The organism is Nocardia sp. CA-128927, assembly GCF_050955855.1.
In the GTDB taxonomy this organism is placed as follows: Bacteria; Actinomycetota; Actinomycetes; order Mycobacteriales; family Mycobacteriaceae; genus Nocardia.
Window position 1 is genome coordinate 7361617 of the sequence record NZ_CP192087.1, and the last position, 14528, is coordinate 7376144.

Annotated in this window: 15 protein-coding genes; 7 read left to right on the forward strand and 8 right to left on the reverse strand. The window is 67.2% G+C overall.

Annotated elements, in window-relative coordinates; all coding sequences use genetic code 11:
* Positions 1 to 18 precede the first annotated feature (18 nt).
* Positions 19 to 2430, reverse strand: coding sequence for a RelA/SpoT family protein (locus tag ACQPW1_RS33825; protein WP_433656080.1), 2412 nt, complete (start codon positions 2428 to 2430; stop codon positions 19 to 21).
* Between the two features lie 308 nt (positions 2431 to 2738).
* On the reverse strand, positions 2739 to 3635 hold the full coding sequence (locus ACQPW1_RS33830) for an alkaline phosphatase family protein (protein WP_433656082.1): 897 nt from the start codon (positions 3633 to 3635) through the stop codon (positions 2739 to 2741).
* 347 nt (positions 3636 to 3982) lie between these two features.
* On the opposite strand from ACQPW1_RS33830, the gene ACQPW1_RS33835 reads away from it, so the two are divergent.
* Positions 3983 to 4762 (forward strand): metallophosphoesterase family protein, encoded by a 780-nt coding sequence (locus ACQPW1_RS33835; RefSeq protein WP_433656084.1) that lies wholly within the window; start codon positions 3983 to 3985, stop codon positions 4760 to 4762.
* A gap of 153 nt (positions 4763 to 4915) precedes the next feature.
* Here the strand turns inward: ACQPW1_RS33835 and ACQPW1_RS33840 are convergent, their stop codons facing one another.
* Positions 4916 to 5134, reverse strand: coding sequence for a hypothetical protein (locus tag ACQPW1_RS33840; RefSeq protein WP_433656086.1), 219 nt, complete (start codon positions 5132 to 5134; stop codon positions 4916 to 4918).
* A gap of 68 nt (positions 5135 to 5202) precedes the next feature.
* Here ACQPW1_RS33840 and ACQPW1_RS33845 point away from each other — a divergent pair, with 68 nt between their 5' ends.
* Complete coding sequence (locus tag ACQPW1_RS33845; RefSeq protein WP_433656088.1) at positions 5203 to 5535, forward strand: YnfA family protein; 333 nt, start codon at positions 5203 to 5205, stop codon at positions 5533 to 5535.
* 205 nt (positions 5536 to 5740) lie between these two features.
* Positions 5741 to 6592, forward strand: coding sequence for an isocitrate lyase/PEP mutase family protein (locus ACQPW1_RS33850; RefSeq protein WP_433656090.1), 852 nt, complete (start codon positions 5741 to 5743; stop codon positions 6590 to 6592).
* A gap of 100 nt (positions 6593 to 6692) precedes the next feature.
* On the opposite strand, the gene ACQPW1_RS33855 is transcribed toward ACQPW1_RS33850, so the two are convergent.
* The 3 genes from ACQPW1_RS33855 to ACQPW1_RS33865 form a co-directional block, all read right to left on the reverse strand.
* Positions 6693 to 7319 carry an NUDIX hydrolase gene (locus ACQPW1_RS33855; RefSeq protein WP_433656091.1) on the reverse strand — a complete coding sequence of 209 codons (627 nt, stop codon included), beginning with the start codon at positions 7317 to 7319 and terminating at the stop codon, positions 6693 to 6695.
* A 276-nt stretch (positions 7320 to 7595) separates the two neighbouring features.
* On the reverse strand, positions 7596 to 8852 hold the full coding sequence (locus ACQPW1_RS33860) for an adenylosuccinate synthetase (RefSeq protein ID WP_433656092.1): 1257 nt from the start codon (positions 8850 to 8852) through the stop codon (positions 7596 to 7598).
* A gap of 20 nt (positions 8853 to 8872) precedes the next feature.
* Positions 8873 to 9820: a hypothetical protein gene (locus tag ACQPW1_RS33865; RefSeq protein ID WP_433656094.1), complete on the reverse strand. Its 948-nt coding sequence runs from the start codon at positions 9818 to 9820 to the stop codon at positions 8873 to 8875.
* Positions 9821 to 9923: 103 nt separating this feature from the next.
* On the opposite strand from ACQPW1_RS33865, the gene ACQPW1_RS33870 reads away from it, so the two are divergent.
* Positions 9924 to 10310: a RidA family protein gene (locus tag ACQPW1_RS33870; RefSeq protein WP_433656096.1), complete on the forward strand. Its 387-nt coding sequence runs from the start codon at positions 9924 to 9926 to the stop codon at positions 10308 to 10310.
* A gap of 460 nt (positions 10311 to 10770) precedes the next feature.
* The gene (locus ACQPW1_RS33875) at positions 10771 to 11250 is read left to right on the forward strand and encodes a YbaK/EbsC family protein (RefSeq protein WP_433656097.1); all 480 of its coding nucleotides are present in this window, start codon (positions 10771 to 10773) and stop codon (positions 11248 to 11250) included.
* A gap of 110 nt (positions 11251 to 11360) precedes the next feature.
* Here the strand turns inward: ACQPW1_RS33875 and ACQPW1_RS33880 are convergent, their stop codons facing one another.
* Positions 11361 to 11882, reverse strand: a complete 522-nt coding sequence (locus ACQPW1_RS33880; protein WP_433656099.1) for a winged helix-turn-helix transcriptional regulator — start codon at positions 11880 to 11882, stop codon at positions 11361 to 11363.
* Positions 11883 to 11936: 54 nt separating this feature from the next.
* On the opposite strand from ACQPW1_RS33880, the gene ACQPW1_RS33885 reads away from it, so the two are divergent.
* Entirely contained in the window at positions 11937 to 12383 is a 447-nt protein-coding gene (locus ACQPW1_RS33885) for a nuclear transport factor 2 family protein (RefSeq protein WP_433656101.1), read from the forward strand.
* A gap of 9 nt (positions 12384 to 12392) precedes the next feature.
* Positions 12393 to 12746, forward strand: coding sequence for an MmcQ/YjbR family DNA-binding protein (locus tag ACQPW1_RS33890; protein WP_433656103.1), 354 nt, complete (start codon positions 12393 to 12395; stop codon positions 12744 to 12746).
* A gap of 67 nt (positions 12747 to 12813) precedes the next feature.
* On the opposite strand, the gene ACQPW1_RS33895 is transcribed toward ACQPW1_RS33890, so the two are convergent.
* Positions 12814 to 14403: an ABC-F family ATP-binding cassette domain-containing protein gene (locus ACQPW1_RS33895; RefSeq protein ID WP_433656105.1), complete on the reverse strand. Its 1590-nt coding sequence runs from the start codon at positions 14401 to 14403 to the stop codon at positions 12814 to 12816.
* Between the last annotated feature and the right edge of the window lie 125 nt (positions 14404 to 14528).

Genomic DNA, 14528 nt, shown 5'->3' on the forward strand with positions numbered 1-14528 from the left:
CGGGCTCGCGGATCTGCGCTATGCGGCGGAGGTGACGCGGTAGACGTCGTAGACGCCTTCCACATTCCGGACCACATTCAACAGGTGCCCCAGATGCTTCGGGTCACCCATCTCGAAGGTGAACTTGCTGATCGCGACCCGGTCGCCGTGGGTGGCGACCGACGCGGACAGGATGTTCACCTTCTCGTCGGCCAGCACCTTCGTCACATCGGAGAGCAAACGCGTGCGATCGAGTGCCTCGATCTGGATGGCGACCAGGAACACCGAGGACGGTGACGGCGCCCAGGACACCTCGATGATGCGTTCGGCCTGATCACGCAGCGATCCGGCGTTGGTGCAGTCGGTGCGGTGCACGCTGACCGCGCCGCCGCGGGTCACGAAGCCCATGATCTCGTCACCGGGCACCGGGGTGCAGCACTTGGCCAGCTTGGCGACGGTGCCCGAGGCGCCGGGGATCAGCACGCCCGCGTCGCCGGTGGTCCGCTGCCGGTTCGGCGTGGTGGACGGGGTGGACCGCTCGGCGAGTTCGTTCTCCACGTCACCGATGCCGCCGAGCTGCGCCATCAGTCGCTGCACCACGTGGTGCGCGGAGACCTGGTGCTCGCCGACCGCGGTGTAGAGGGTGGAGATGTCGGTGTAGTGCAGTTCGTGCGCGACGGCGGTCATCGCGTCGACGCTCATCAGGCGCTGCAACGGCAGGCCGACGCGGCGGACCTCCTTGGAGATCTGCTCCTTGCCGTTTTCGAGGGCTTCCTCGCGGCGCTCCTTGGCGAACCACTGCCGGATCTTGGCCTTGGCGCGCGGCGAGACCACGAAGTTCTGCCAGTCGCGGCTGGGTCCGGCGTTCTGTGCCTTCGAGGTGAACACCTCGACGACCTCACCGTTTTCCAGCTGACGTTCCAGCGCGACCAGGCGACCGTTCACCCGGGCGCCGATGCACTTGTGCCCGACCTCGGTGTGCACCGCGTAGGCGAAGTCGACCGGGGTCGACTTCTGCGGCAGCGTGATCACGTCACCCTTCGGGGTGAACACGAAGATCTCCGGCGACTTCAGGTCGAAGCGCAGCGACTCCAGGAACTCGGCCGGGTCGGCCGCCTCCCGCTGCCAGTCGAGCAGCTGGCGCATCCACGCCATGTCGTCGACCTCGGTGGAGTCGTTCGAGTGCTTGCCGCGAGTCTCCTTGTAGCGCCAGTGCGCGGCGATGCCGAACTCGGCGGTGCGGTGCATGTCCTGGGTGCGGATCTGCACTTCCAGTGGCTTGCCGTCGGGGCCGACAACGGTGGTGTGCAGCGACTGGTAGACGCCGTAGCGCGGCTGGGCGATGTAGTCCTTGAACCGGCCCGCCATCGGCTGCCACAGCGAGTGCACGACGCCGACGGCCGCGTAGCAGTCGCGCACCTCGTCGCAGAGGATGCGGATGCCGACCAGGTCGTGGATGTCGTCGAAGTCCTTACCCTTGACGATCATCTTCTGGTAGATCGACCAGTAGTGCTTCGGCCGACCCTCGACGATCGCGTTGATCCGCGATGCCGCAAGGGTATTCACGATTTCCGCGCGCACCTTCGCCAGGTACGTATCGCGCGACGGCGCCCGGTCGGCGACCAGTCGCACGATCTCGTCGTACTTCTTCGGGTGCAGGATCGCGAACGCGAGGTCCTCGAGCTCCCACTTGACCGTCGCCATGCCGAGCCGATGGGCAAGGGGCGCAATGACTTCGAGGGTTTCCTTGGCCTTCTTCGCCTGCTTCTCCGGCGGCAGGAAACGCATGGTGCGCATGTTGTGCAGCCGGTCGGCGACCTTGATCACCAGCACGCGCGGGTCCCGCGCCATCGCGATGATCATCTTGCGGATGGTCTCCGCCTCGGCGGCCGCGCCGAGGTTGACCTTGTCCAGCTTGGTCACGCCGTCGACCAGGTGCGCTACCTCGGCGCCGAAGTCTAGGGTGAGCTGCTCGAGCGAGTAGCCGGTGTCCTCGACGGTGTCGTGCAGCAGGGCCGCGACCAGCGTGGTGGTGTCCATGCCGAGCTCGGCCAGGATGTTGGCGACGGCGAGCGGGTGGGTGATGTACGGATCGCCGGACTTGCGGAACTGGTGCTTGTGCCGTTCGTCGGCGACGTCGAACGCGCGCTGCAGCAGCGTCAGGTTCGCCTTCGGGTACAGCTCGCGGTGCACGCTGGCCAGCGGCTCGAGCACCGGCTTGACCGCGGCGATGCCGCGCTGACCGGTCATCCGGCGGGCGAGGCGGGCGCGCACTCGGCGCGACGCCGAGGTCGGTACGGCGGCGGAGGTGCCGGGCTGGCGCGGCGGCGTGGCACCACCGGTCGGCGTGCTGGACGGCGCGTTCTGCTGCTCTCCCCCGTTGGTGGCACCATTCGGCTGCGGGGCGTCCGCCGATTGCTCGACATTCGCCTCGCCCACGTGCTGAGTCATGCCACCACCTCTCAGTGCCCGCTTGCGGCGCTCACGGTCCCTCCGTGGGTACGCCGGCTGCCGCCTCCGGGCCTGACGTTCGCGCCGCGTGCCTCGATCGAACCACCCTATCCGACCGCTGCAACCGCCCAGACCACCAACTTTAGTCCCGGCCGCGCACTGACGTCCGGCGCGTGGTTGCGGCGGGCGCGATGCGGGTTCTCATGCCGGGATGGCGCTGGGTTCGCTGGCCTGGGTGAGGCGTACCGGAAAGCCTGACATATCAGACGTCGCGGTGGTGGCGTTGCGACCAAACCGCCGCCGTGGAGCTAGCGGATGGTGGAGGGATCCGCGGGCTCGCGGTCGATCATGGACCGGCCGTCGAAGTCGGGGCTCGCCGGGACGTGCAGGAGATCGACGATCGTCGGGGTGATGTCGACGAGGGTGTAGCGGGCGGCGGTGGTGGCGCTCGGGGTGAAGTCGGGGCCGCGGGCGATGACGAAATTGGTTGTCTCGTCCGGGGATTGGCCGCCGTGGCCGCCCTTGGGCCGGTGGCCGTGATCGGCGGTGACCAGGATGGTCCAGCGTTCGGCAGGGTTGGCCTTGGCGCGGGCGTCCACGGCGGCGGCGATCCGGCCGACCTGCTCGTCGATCCGCCGGACCGCGTCGAGGTACTCGCTGGAAGCGGCGCCGTCGCTGTGACCTGCGTGATCGACCTGGTCGAGGTGGGTGAAGAGGAAGTCCGGGGCGAACCTGGTGATCGCGTTGACGACGTCGGTGGTGGTGGCCGCGTCGGTCTTGGCTTCATCCGGGTCGTCGGGGACCGGCGGGGTGGAGACGACCACGTCGGCGCGGGGGTTGCCGCTGCCCGACATGGTGGCGATCTGGTCCCAGGTGGCGATGGAGTGGGTCTTGAGTGCCGGGTTGGCGCGTTCGAGCTGGGTGAACACCGTCGGGTACTTCGCGAAAGGCGCTGCGGTGAAGTTGTTGTCCTTGATGCCGTGCTTGCGATCCCAGACGCCGGTCAGCGTGGTGGCCCAGGACGGGCCGGAGATGGTGATGTGCGGGGCGATCGAGGAGCGGCTGAGCATTCCTCCGGCGCTGAGCCGCAACAGGTTCGGCGCCCGCACCTGCAGAACCTTGTCGTACATCAGTCCGTCGAGGCCGATCAGGACGACCTTGTCGACACGTGCGTCGGCTTGGGCCCCACCTGCCGCGATCGTCATGGGAAGGACGGTAACAGCCAAGACCGCAAGTACTTTCGACAGAATCCGGAGCCGACTGATGCGCGTATCCGACCGCTTGGCAACGCCCTCATCGCGCTGCCATCCCCTACACCCACCGGGCCGATGATTCGCTCGCTTGCCGCGCTCGCTCATAGCCCGAACCATGCGGGGCGAGCCGCCCCGGCGGATAGCCCGCCGCAGCACTGTTCATTGACGTTTCATCGGTCTCGCCATCGCGCGTTGCCTCGCTGAACACGGATTGAACTCTCGATAGCCAAAGGCTATGTCAGCAGCTCACGGGCGGGTGGCGGGCGAGTGAACGTCAGATTGCGGTTGACACCTCGCCGATGATGTGGCTGGCTGACGCCATGCCAGCCGATTCCGCGCAGCGGGGTATCCGGATCGCGGCCGTCGCCGATACCCATCTGCGGCCCGCCGTCGCCGGCCGATTTCGACCCGACTTCCTGCGCCTCGCCGAGCACGCCGATGTGCTGCTACTGGCGGGCGACCTCACCGAGGGCGGCACGCTCGCCGGCGCCGACCTGCTCTGCGCCGAAATCGCCGACCTCCCGGTCCCGGTCGTCGCCGTACTCGGCAACCACGACCACGACCACAAGCTCGGCTTCCGAATCTCCGCCCAGCTCACCGACATCGGCGTGCACATGCTCGAAGGAACCGCGATCACCCTCGAGCTGAACGGGATTCGCTTGGGCATCGCGGGCGTGATGGGCGGCAGCGGAGGGTTCCCCGACTACCCCGGCACCCCCGACGAAGGCACCGAAGAACACCAGGCCCGCATGCGCCGCGGGCCGCTCGACGCCCTCCTGCTGCGCCAGGCCCTCGACACCTTAGACACCGAACTCCGCATCGCCCTGATGCACTTCTCCCCCATCATCGACACCCTCATCGGCGAGCCCCCCAAGATCTACCCCGGCCTCGGTTGCCACGCCCTCGGCGAGGCAGTCGACGCAGGGCGCGCAACACTCGCCCTACACGGCCACGCGCATGCTGGCACCGAAATCGGTTGTACCGCAGGCGGAGTCCCGGTACGCAACGTCTCGTATCCGGTGATCGGCCGCTCGTACGCCGTCTACACACTCGCTCCGACACAAGCCCAGTCGGCCTGAATCGACGCCCTTTCCCCGACGCACGCCCGGTCAGACTGAACGGCTCCAGTCGCAGCGCCCGGCAGCGGCGCGGCATCGCTCGGCAGCAGGGCGCACGGGCGGTGCGGCGTAGCAGGTCAGCGGCGCCTGGCAGGTCGGCCAGCGGGGCGACGATCAGCGGCGCAGCACGGCGGCGGCGATGCGGCGCGGAGTAGCGGCGAGCGTGGCATGGCGGGGTGGCGCGGCATCGCTCGCCGGGTCCACGTCGGCGGCGTAGCGGTCGGCGGCAGCTCTGCGAGTCGGACAGCGGGGCGACGATCGGCGGCGATGCACCGCGGCGATACGGCGGGCGGCGTAGCGGCGCGACATGGCAGGCAGGGCTGGGCGCGGCATCGGCGAGGCGCGATGATCGGCGGCGCGGCGAGAACTGTTCGCCCAGGGCGGGTCGGTACCTTCACCCCATGACCGTCGTTCGCTCCCTACTGCTGTTCGTCTTGGCCGCCGTCGCCGAAATCGGCGGGGCGTGGCTGGTGTGGCAGGGCTGGCGGGAGCATCGCGGCATCCTTTGGATCGCGGCGGGCGTCGTTGCGCTCGGGGCGTACGGATTTGTTGCGACGTTCCAGCCAGACCCCAACTTCGGGCGCATCCTTGCCGCCTACGGGGGCGTTTTCGTCGCGGGCTCGCTTGCCTGGGGCATGCTCGTCGACAAGTTCCACCCCGATCGGTGGGACTACCTCGGCGCGGCCATCTGCCTCGTCGGCGTTGCCATCATCATGTACGCGCCGCGCCGCTGAATCGGCGGATCACGTCCGGTCTTCCGGCATCGTCCTCGACGATTGCGGCACTCGCGCTGCATCTTTCGATCGAGTCGCCAGGCAGCCCCAACGATGGCGTTCTGCCGCATCGACTTTCGGAGCGGGTAATCGGGATGGTCGAAGAGGTTTCCGGCGTTACCTTCATCGCGACCGGTCATCGAAACAATCTCGCGAGGGAGCCAACGTGGCACAGGATATCCAGCCCATCACCGACACCCAGCGCAATAGCGCGGCGGCCTTTCGGGCGCTGCACGAGCAAGGCATATTCGTGCTGCCGAACGCTTGGGACGCGGCCAGCGCCGCGGTGATCGCGGCGGCGGGCGCACCGGCGATCGCGACTACCAGTGCTGCCGTTGCCTGGTCACTCGGCACCGGCGACGGACAGCACCTCACCAGGGACGAATCGATCGGCGTCATCCGCCGCATCGCCGCCGTCGTCGACGTGCCGGTGACGGCGGACATCGAAGGTGGATACGGCCCCGCACCAGAAGACGTCGCGGCCACCGTCATCGCCGCGGTAGCCGCCGGTGCGGTCGGCGTAAACCTGGAGGACTCGACCGCACCCGGCGGGCCGCTGTTCGACACCGCCGCCCAAGCCGACCGGCTGCGCGCGGCACGCGACGCCGCGCAGCAGGCGGGCTTGCCGGAACTCGTGATCAACGCCAGGACCGACGTTTTCCTGTTCGGCATCGGTGCCCCGGAAACCCGTTTCGACGAGGTCCTCACCAGGGCCGCCGCCTACGCCGCTGCCGGCGCGGACAGCCTCTTCGTCCCCGGCCTCCTCGACCTGCCGACCCTGACCGACCTGGTCGCCAAGTCCCCGTTGCCGATCAACGTAATGGCCGGAGCCGGAGCCCCTTCCGTCGCCGAACTCGCCGCAACAGGCGTGCGCCGAGTCAGTGTCGGCTCAGCAGTAGCCCAGGCCGCCTACAAACTCGCCGAAACAGCAACCACCGAACTCCTCGAACACGGCACCTACACAACCCTGGAGACCGCCCTCGATTTCGGCACCCTCCAATCCCTCCTGGTCCGCTAACCCACCCCCCGTGAGTGGCACACCATCGAGACCCGTTCTCGCGAAACGCCACAGCCATGTGCCACTCACGGGACTTCCATGGCGGCGCAACGCTTTCCAGCTACTCGTCTGTGCCGAATGCCCATACTGCGGCAGGACGGCCCGTCGCCTTCACGCGGCGGCGTTCGGTGGTGCGGGCTAGACCTGGGATTGCGGCGAGGGTGCGGTTCAGGTTGGCGGGGTCGGGGCGGGCGCCGGAGAGGGCGGTTGTGGCTGCTACTGCTCGGGTGGCGGGGAATTCGTTGCCGAGTAGGGCTTGGGTGAAGGGCAGGTCTTTCCACAGGAGCCCGGCGAGCAGGCCGCGGGAGGCGTCGAGGATGCGGTTGTGGTCGAAGGCCAGTTCGGGTGCTGCATCGAAGGCGACCCACTGTGCTGGTCCCTCGTGGGGTCCGACCACTGCCCACATTGCGATCGATAGTGTTGGGCCGCGGGGGTCGCGATTCGGTTCGTCGAAGGTGATCAGCTGTCCCACCGCACCGATCGCGGCTTCGGGCACGCCGAGTTTCGTGTGCACCGCCCGTCGCGCCGCGCCGACCAGTCGCTCGCCGCGGCCGAGCAGCACACCGGGCAGCGCCAATTGCCCGGTGAACGGTGCCATTGCCCGCGGCGCTATCCCCACACTCACCTCGGCGTCGTCGCCCCAGAAGCGCAACGTCACCACATCCACCGATACAACGGACTGCTCCACGGCTGCCAATCCTGCCGCACCCGACCGTCGCTCTCGGCCACCGGCACCTGCCCCGCCGAACGAGCCATCATCAAGCCAAGCCCGGGAAATCGACAGCCGAGCACCGAACGGAACATCACGACGCCCCTTCTCGACATTCGACACCACCACGTCCCGTCCGCGAGCGGCCCTGCGGGGTAAGCAAGCGGCGGTCACCAGAGATCCGCACTCTGTCTCGGGGTCCGCACGCACTTTAGGGCCCTAGTGACAGGCGGATCCCGAGAGAGGGTGCGGATCTCATGCGGCGGCGACGGTTGTTGTGGTGGGTGTGCGGTGGGCTCGGGCGGGGCCGTTCGAGGTCAGTACGACTGGTACGTCGAGTGTCTGCGCTAGCCAAGGCACCACCTCGTCCGGCATTTCGGTGAGTACCGGGTGGGCGGTGGTCAGCAGGTCGGTGAGGTGTTGCTGGTGGGTGAGGTCTTGCCAGGTGCCCGGCGTCAGGTGATCGATCACACCGTTGTCAGTGACGTATTCCGTTGCCGCGTAACGAGTTCCCGGAGTGTCCAGGTGGGTCAGGGCGAGGCCGTCGATGCCACCGGATGCCGCGATGGCGTAGCGCAACAGGATCGGGTCGAGGTGGCCGAGGCGGAACTCGCCTTGGTAGCGGCCGGTGGCGTTGTGCGGCTCGGGGAAGTCGAGATTCTGGTCTTCGGTGGGGAGCGGGCCTGCGCCGTGACGGGTCATGTAGGTGCGGGTGACGCCGAGAACGTAACCGGCGGCACCGATTTCGGACAGCATGGCACGCGCGTTACGCGGCTCCACGGTGGACCAGGTGGTGTGCGGATGAAACCCGCGCCACTCATCGAGTAGCACGCCTTGGGCACCTTCGAAGACCAGTCGGCCGCGCCGGGCGAACCGGGCGAGCTGCTCGCCGCCGACGATGCGAACGGCGGCGGCGAACTCCTGATACATGTCGACCAGAGTGTCGATCGGTTCGTAGCGATGTTCACCCGGGGCGATCAGCGCACCGTAGTGCGCGGCGAGCGCCTGGAGCTTGTCGCGAAGAACCCTGGGGCGCAGGCAATCCGACACGGTCGGTGCGTCGTGCTCCAGTGCGTACCAAGCGGTTTCGCCGATCCCCCGACCGCACGAACCGTGCCGCGAGGAACCCCTCGCGTCCTCGCGGGCACGGTTGGCGGCGATGTGGATCGGCGTGGTGAGCAGCGCCCGTCCGTCGATGTGCAGCAGTGCCAACGGATCCGGTACGCCGAGCGCCGCCAATTGGCGCGCCTCCCCCGCCAGTGCGATCGGCTCGACCAGCACGTGTTGCGACAGCAGCGTCGGCACATTCGAGAAGGTCCCCGACCCGAACTGCGCGAACGTGTGGTGCCGCCCCTCGGCGATCACGTTGTGCGCAGCCTGCGCACCCCCGTTGAACCGCACCACGGCCGAGACGTCGAGCCCTGCCTCCGCGGAGCACAACCAATCGACCGTCGCACCCTTCCCGGCATCGCCGAAGCCGAGGTCGACTACCACAATGTGTGACCGAAACACGATGCGCTCCTTAGAAATCGTCAGCTACGACCGCTGGGCAGCGCCCGCATCCGCGGACCCTTGGCAGACAGCGCCTTACCAACCGACGCGGCCTCGGCCGCCGAACCCACATCGCGCAGATCCGCGAGCCCGGCGTCCATGTCGACCCGCCCCTCCGCCAAACCGATTGTCAGCGCGATGAGTTCGCACACAGCGGCCGGATCGTCCAGCTTCAGGAAGCTCTGACCGAGCAACCCACGCCAGTGGTCGGCGATCTCCGGATCGTCGTAGTAGCTCGACTGATTCGGCAGGATGTAGTAGACGTGCCAGCGCTCGGCGAGCTCGCGGTAGATCGATTCCACCGAAACATCGCGCCGCACACCGTCACCGATGACGCTGCGGATGTGCCGCGACGCCAGCTTCGGCTTGTTCAACTCGTCGCCGATCAGGAACAGGTAGCCCTTCTTACCCCGCTTCTCCCACGCGTCGGTGACGATATGAGTGGCCATGAAATACCCGGCCAGCTCATAACTTTCGGACTTCTGCCCGCCACCGCCGCCTTCCAGCAGGATGGCGCGCAGCTGCTCGTCCATCCGGTTGTCGGACTCGAACTGCCCCACCTGCAACGGAACTCGGTCGGTGTCGGCATCGCCGATGGCGCCGAACAGGATCTGCGGATCGTCGGCATATCCCTTGCGCTGCAACAGCCCGTGCAACTTGCCGAGCTTCTGCTGCATGATCCGCGGCACCCGCCCCATCGACCCGGTGACGTCGAACAACACCGCGATGGGCAGCGAATTCCCGTGGTCGGCCGAGTCACGGCATTCCCGCGCGCCGACCCCCAGCGGATCGAGCGTCGGGTGCGCCTGCCAATCCTCGTACGGCACATCCTGCAGTTCGGCGGTATATCCGAAGTCGTCGAGGCCCCGGCTGGCACGGAAGGTCTTGGCCGCCCGGTAGGCGGTGTCGTCCCAGTTTCCGTATCCCATGTGATCACTTCCTCTCGTGAATCTAGTTTTAGTGTAAGCGACTAAAACTACGATGGTCAAGGAATCCCCTCGGTAAACCCTGTTTCCTGGCAAGATCGGACACGTGGAGCTCCTACAGCGCAATCCGACCGAAGGTATCTACGCCGCCACCGACGACTATGTGCACGCGATGGAGGTCCGCGGCGCCGAACGGCTGCTATTCGTTTCGGGCACAATGGGTCTCGATCCGGACGGGAAGCCCGCCGCGACCCTCACCGAACAACTCGAGCTCATCTGGTCGAACCTGCGCGCGATCCTCGCCTCGGCCGATATGACCGTCGACAACATCGTCCGCCTCACCAGCTACCTGCGGGACGCGTCCGACGCCGAGGCGAACGCCGCCGCCCGGGTGGCCGCGCTGGGCGGACGAGCCGTGCCGACCACCGCGATCGTGGTGCAGACCCTGGACAACGACTGGCTCGTCGAAGTCGAGGTCGTCGCCGCAGGTTGAGGCACCGGGCGCTACCCCAGCCTGACGATTAGCCTCGCGTCCGTCGTGAGCCAGACACCCTCGATCGCGCACTCGCGGGCAGCGTGGCGGTGATCAATGCGGCGGGCCCGTTCGGCGACACCGTGCCGCCACTCGTCGAAGCGGACTCCGCGCGGACATCCACTATCTGGACGTCTCCGCCGACGTCGAGGTCGTCACGAAAACCGTTGCCACATATCAGGATCAGACCACCGCCGCGGGCATAGTCATCGCTCCCGCCGTGGCGTTCTACGGCGGCCTGGGCGATCTCCTCGCGACAGCATCTACGCGGTCCGCGCCCCGATCGTGGTAGAAGCCTTGTCGCACATCGCTTCCGGGACATACTCCGGACTGCTCACCGCAGGCCGAGATCAACGGCAGCTGACCCGCCTCGGCGAAAATCGCAGGCTCGCGAAGGTGACACCGGTTTAGGATCGCGACCATGGACGAAATCTCCCAGAAGCCGACCGTCCTCGCCGTCGAGGCAGCCCTGCGCGCCGCTGGAGTGACACCACGAGTCCGAGTACTCCCGGAGACCGCCCCGACCGCGGCCGCGGCGGCCGAACAACTCGGCTGCTCTGTCGCCGCGATCGCCAACAGCCTCATCTTCGACGCCGAGGGTGCGCCACTACTGGTCCTCACCAGCGGCGCGCACCGGGTGGACACCGGCAAGGTCGCCGCCCAACTCGGCATCGCCGAGCTGTCGCGCGCCAGCGCGGAGTTCGTCCGCGCACACACCGGTCAGGCCATCGGCGGCGTAGCCCCGCTCGGTCACCCGGCGCCGATCAGGACATTGATCGACGAAACGCTGGCTGATCAGCCGGAGATCTGGGCCGCGGCGGGCCACCCACACACCGTCTTCCCGACCACCTTCGCGGAGTTGGTCACGGCCACCGGTGCCGAGCCCGTCGCCGTCAACTGAACGAGCATCAGCGGATGCGCCGAACGGGCTCGGACGCGCCTGTCGGCTCGGCGGCGCGCCGTGTAAGCAAGGCCGACGAGCCCAACGGCCCACTCGGCGGCACCATGCGATCAGGCCGACGGCTCCAGCGATCCACTCGGCGGCACCATGTGGTCCCCCACGAGCATCGTCCCCGGACCACGCTGCCCACCTGGACCTTGATGAAACCGCACATTGTCCGCGGTCAACGCCGACCCACACTCCCGGCAGACAACCACACCGGCGGTGACCTTCCCGCAGTCGTCGTGCACGACCAACGCAGGTGGCCCCGCCTCCCCCGCAAGCCACGTATCACCCCAGGCAACGAGCATGGTCAGCACCGGATAAAGATCGCGCCCCTTGGCAGTGAGCAGATACTCATGCCGAACCGGATTCGACTGGTACACACGGGTTTCCACGATGCCATGGGCTTGCAACGCCTCCAGCCGCGCAGCGAGCACATTCGACGCGATACCGAGATCACGCCGGATGTCCTCGAACCGCGTCAACCCAACAAAGAGATCGCGCAGGATCAACGACGTCCACCGCTCACCGATCGCGTCGAGCGTGCGCGCGATCGAGCAGACCATGTCGGACAGAGCAACCTTGGGCACCCACCAATCGTAGTCCATTGCTTTTTGCAAGTAACTACAACTAGGTTCGATCCCATGCAGAAGGCGAAGAACGAAGAGGCGACCGACGCGGCGGCAAGGTTCTGCGCGGCAACCAAAGCCGCCGATTTCGACGCGTTGATGGACACGCTCACACCCGACGCCACGCTGGCCTCACCCCTGTCCGGACGATTGGTGTTCCGCGGCAAGGACGACCTTCGGATACTGCTGACCGCTGCCTACGGCGGACTCTCCGACCTGCGGTGGACCGAGCAGATCGGCGACGGCACACGCCGCGTGCTGCTGGCCGAAGCTGCCATCGGCCCGTTCCGCCTGACCGAAGCGCTGGTGCTCGAACTCGCCGAAGACGGCCGCATCCGCAAACTGAATCCCCATCTGCGACCGTGGCTCACCCTCACCGTGCTCGCGGTCTGGCTTGCTCCCGGCCTGCTCAGGCACCCCGGGGTGATGAGAAGGGCGATGCGCGGCGCACCCGCGCCGTAGACTGCGCGGATGGACCCGTTGACGCGGATCCGCGCGATCTGCCTGGACCTACCGGAGTGCAGCGAACGGCTCAGCCACGGCTGCCCCACCTTCTTCGTGCGCGCGAAGACCTCGTTCGTCAAGTACATCGACGGTGGTTACGACGAGCCGGGCCCGACCATCTGGTGCCCCGCGCCCGAGGGCGTGCAAGCCGAATTGGTCGACGCCGAACCCGAACGTTTCTTCATCCCGCCCTACGTCGGGCACAGCGGTTGGATCGGCGTCCGCCTCGACATCGACCCCGACTGGACCGAGTTCGCCGAGATCATCCACGACGCCTACCGCAAGGTGGCGCCGAAAAAGCTTGTGGCAGAACTCGACTGAGCGACAGCCGCATGCCCCCTGATTGCCTGTACCGAAGATCAAGGGGCGTGCGGCTTTTCGTCGGCAACTACCGGACCAGGTCTTCGGTCAAACCGTCGGCGGTGAGTTCTACCCGCCTGGTCAAACCGATGTCGTCGAGGAAACGCGGATCGTGGCTGACCACGATCAACGCACCCTCGAAGCTGGCCAGCGCCTGGGTCAGATGCTCCAGGCTCGGCAGGTCGAGGTTGTTGGTCGGCTCGTCCAGCAGCAACAACTTCGGCGCCGGATCGGCCAGGAGCAGCATTGCCAGTGCGGCCCTGAGGCGTTCCCCACCGGACAGCGCCGAGGCGGCGACATCGGCGTCGGTGCCGCGAAACAGGAAGCGAGCCAACTGGGCTCGGATCTGTTCCGGCGACGCGTGCGGCGCCGTCGATGCCACGTTCTCGAACACCGACCGTTGCTCGTCGAAGATGTCGAGGCGTTGCGGCAGCATCCGCCAGGGCACCTTCGGGTGCGCGGCCGCGATCCGGCGCAGCAGCGTGGTTTTGCCCACGCCGTTGCGTCCGGTCAAGGCGATCCGCTCCGGTCCGCTGATCCGCAGCGAAACCGTTGGACCGCAAGCCAACTCGACCTCGTCCAGTTCGATCACGTCCTGGCCGGGGTAGAGCCGGGTGTCGGGTAGGTCGACGCGGATCTCCCGATCGTCACGCAACAGCTCCTGCGCCTGCTGAAGTTGGTCCTTGGCCGTCTCCAGCTTGCCGATGTGCTGATTTCGCAGCTTGCCCGCCGACACCTGTGCCTGCCGTTTGCGTTCGGCCATAATGATTTTCGGTTCTCGCTTGGTGTCCCACATCTTCTGCCCGTACCGCTGCCTGCGGTCCAGCTTGATCCGCGTTTCGACGAGTTCGCGAGCCTGCTTGCGCACATCGCTGCGCGCGTCGCGGATCGCCGCCTTGGCCGCTTCCTGCTCGGCCTCGATGATCCGCTCGTACTCGCTGAAGTTGCCGCCGAACATGCGCAGTTCGCCCTGACGCAGCTCCGCGATGGTGTCCATTCGCTCCAACAGCTCACGGTCGTGACTGACCGTGAGCACGGTGCCGGAGAACTGGCTGACCACCTCGTAAAGCCGTTCGCGGGCAAGCTGATCCAGGTTGTTCGTCGGCTCGTCGAGCAGCAGGATCTCCGGCTCGGCCAGCAGTTCGGCGACCAGCCCGAGCAGTGTCGTCTCGCCGCCGGAGAGGGTCTCCAGTCGGCGATCCAGCTGTTCGGCCGAGTCGGCGACGTAGTGCAGGCCGAGCCGCCCGAGCAGGGCGATCGCGCGTTCCTCGACGTCCCAGTGGTTGCCGACGATGTCGAAGTCGGACTCCTCGGCGCCACCGGATTCGATGCGGTGCAAGGCTTTCCGGATTTCGGCGATGCCGAGCACGGCGTCGACCCGCTGCCCCGCGGCGAGACCGAGGTCCTGGCGTAGGTAGCCGAGATGACCGGTGACCGTGATCGAACCGCGGGCGGGGGTGAGCTCACCGGCGATCAGCCGCAACAGCGTGGATTTGCCCGCACCATTGCTGCCGACCAGGCCGATATGCCCGGGACCCAGGGCGCCATCGAGCCCGTCGAACACAGGTGTGCCGTCCGGCCAGGAGAAAGTGAGATCGGAAAATGACGGATGGGTCATGGTGACTCCAAGAGGTCGCTACGGATACGCGGCGCGCGACTGCGGACCGCCCGAGTGGCTACCTCATGAGATCAACGGACATGACTCCGATCAACGGGAACAAGACCCATCTAGATTAACCACAC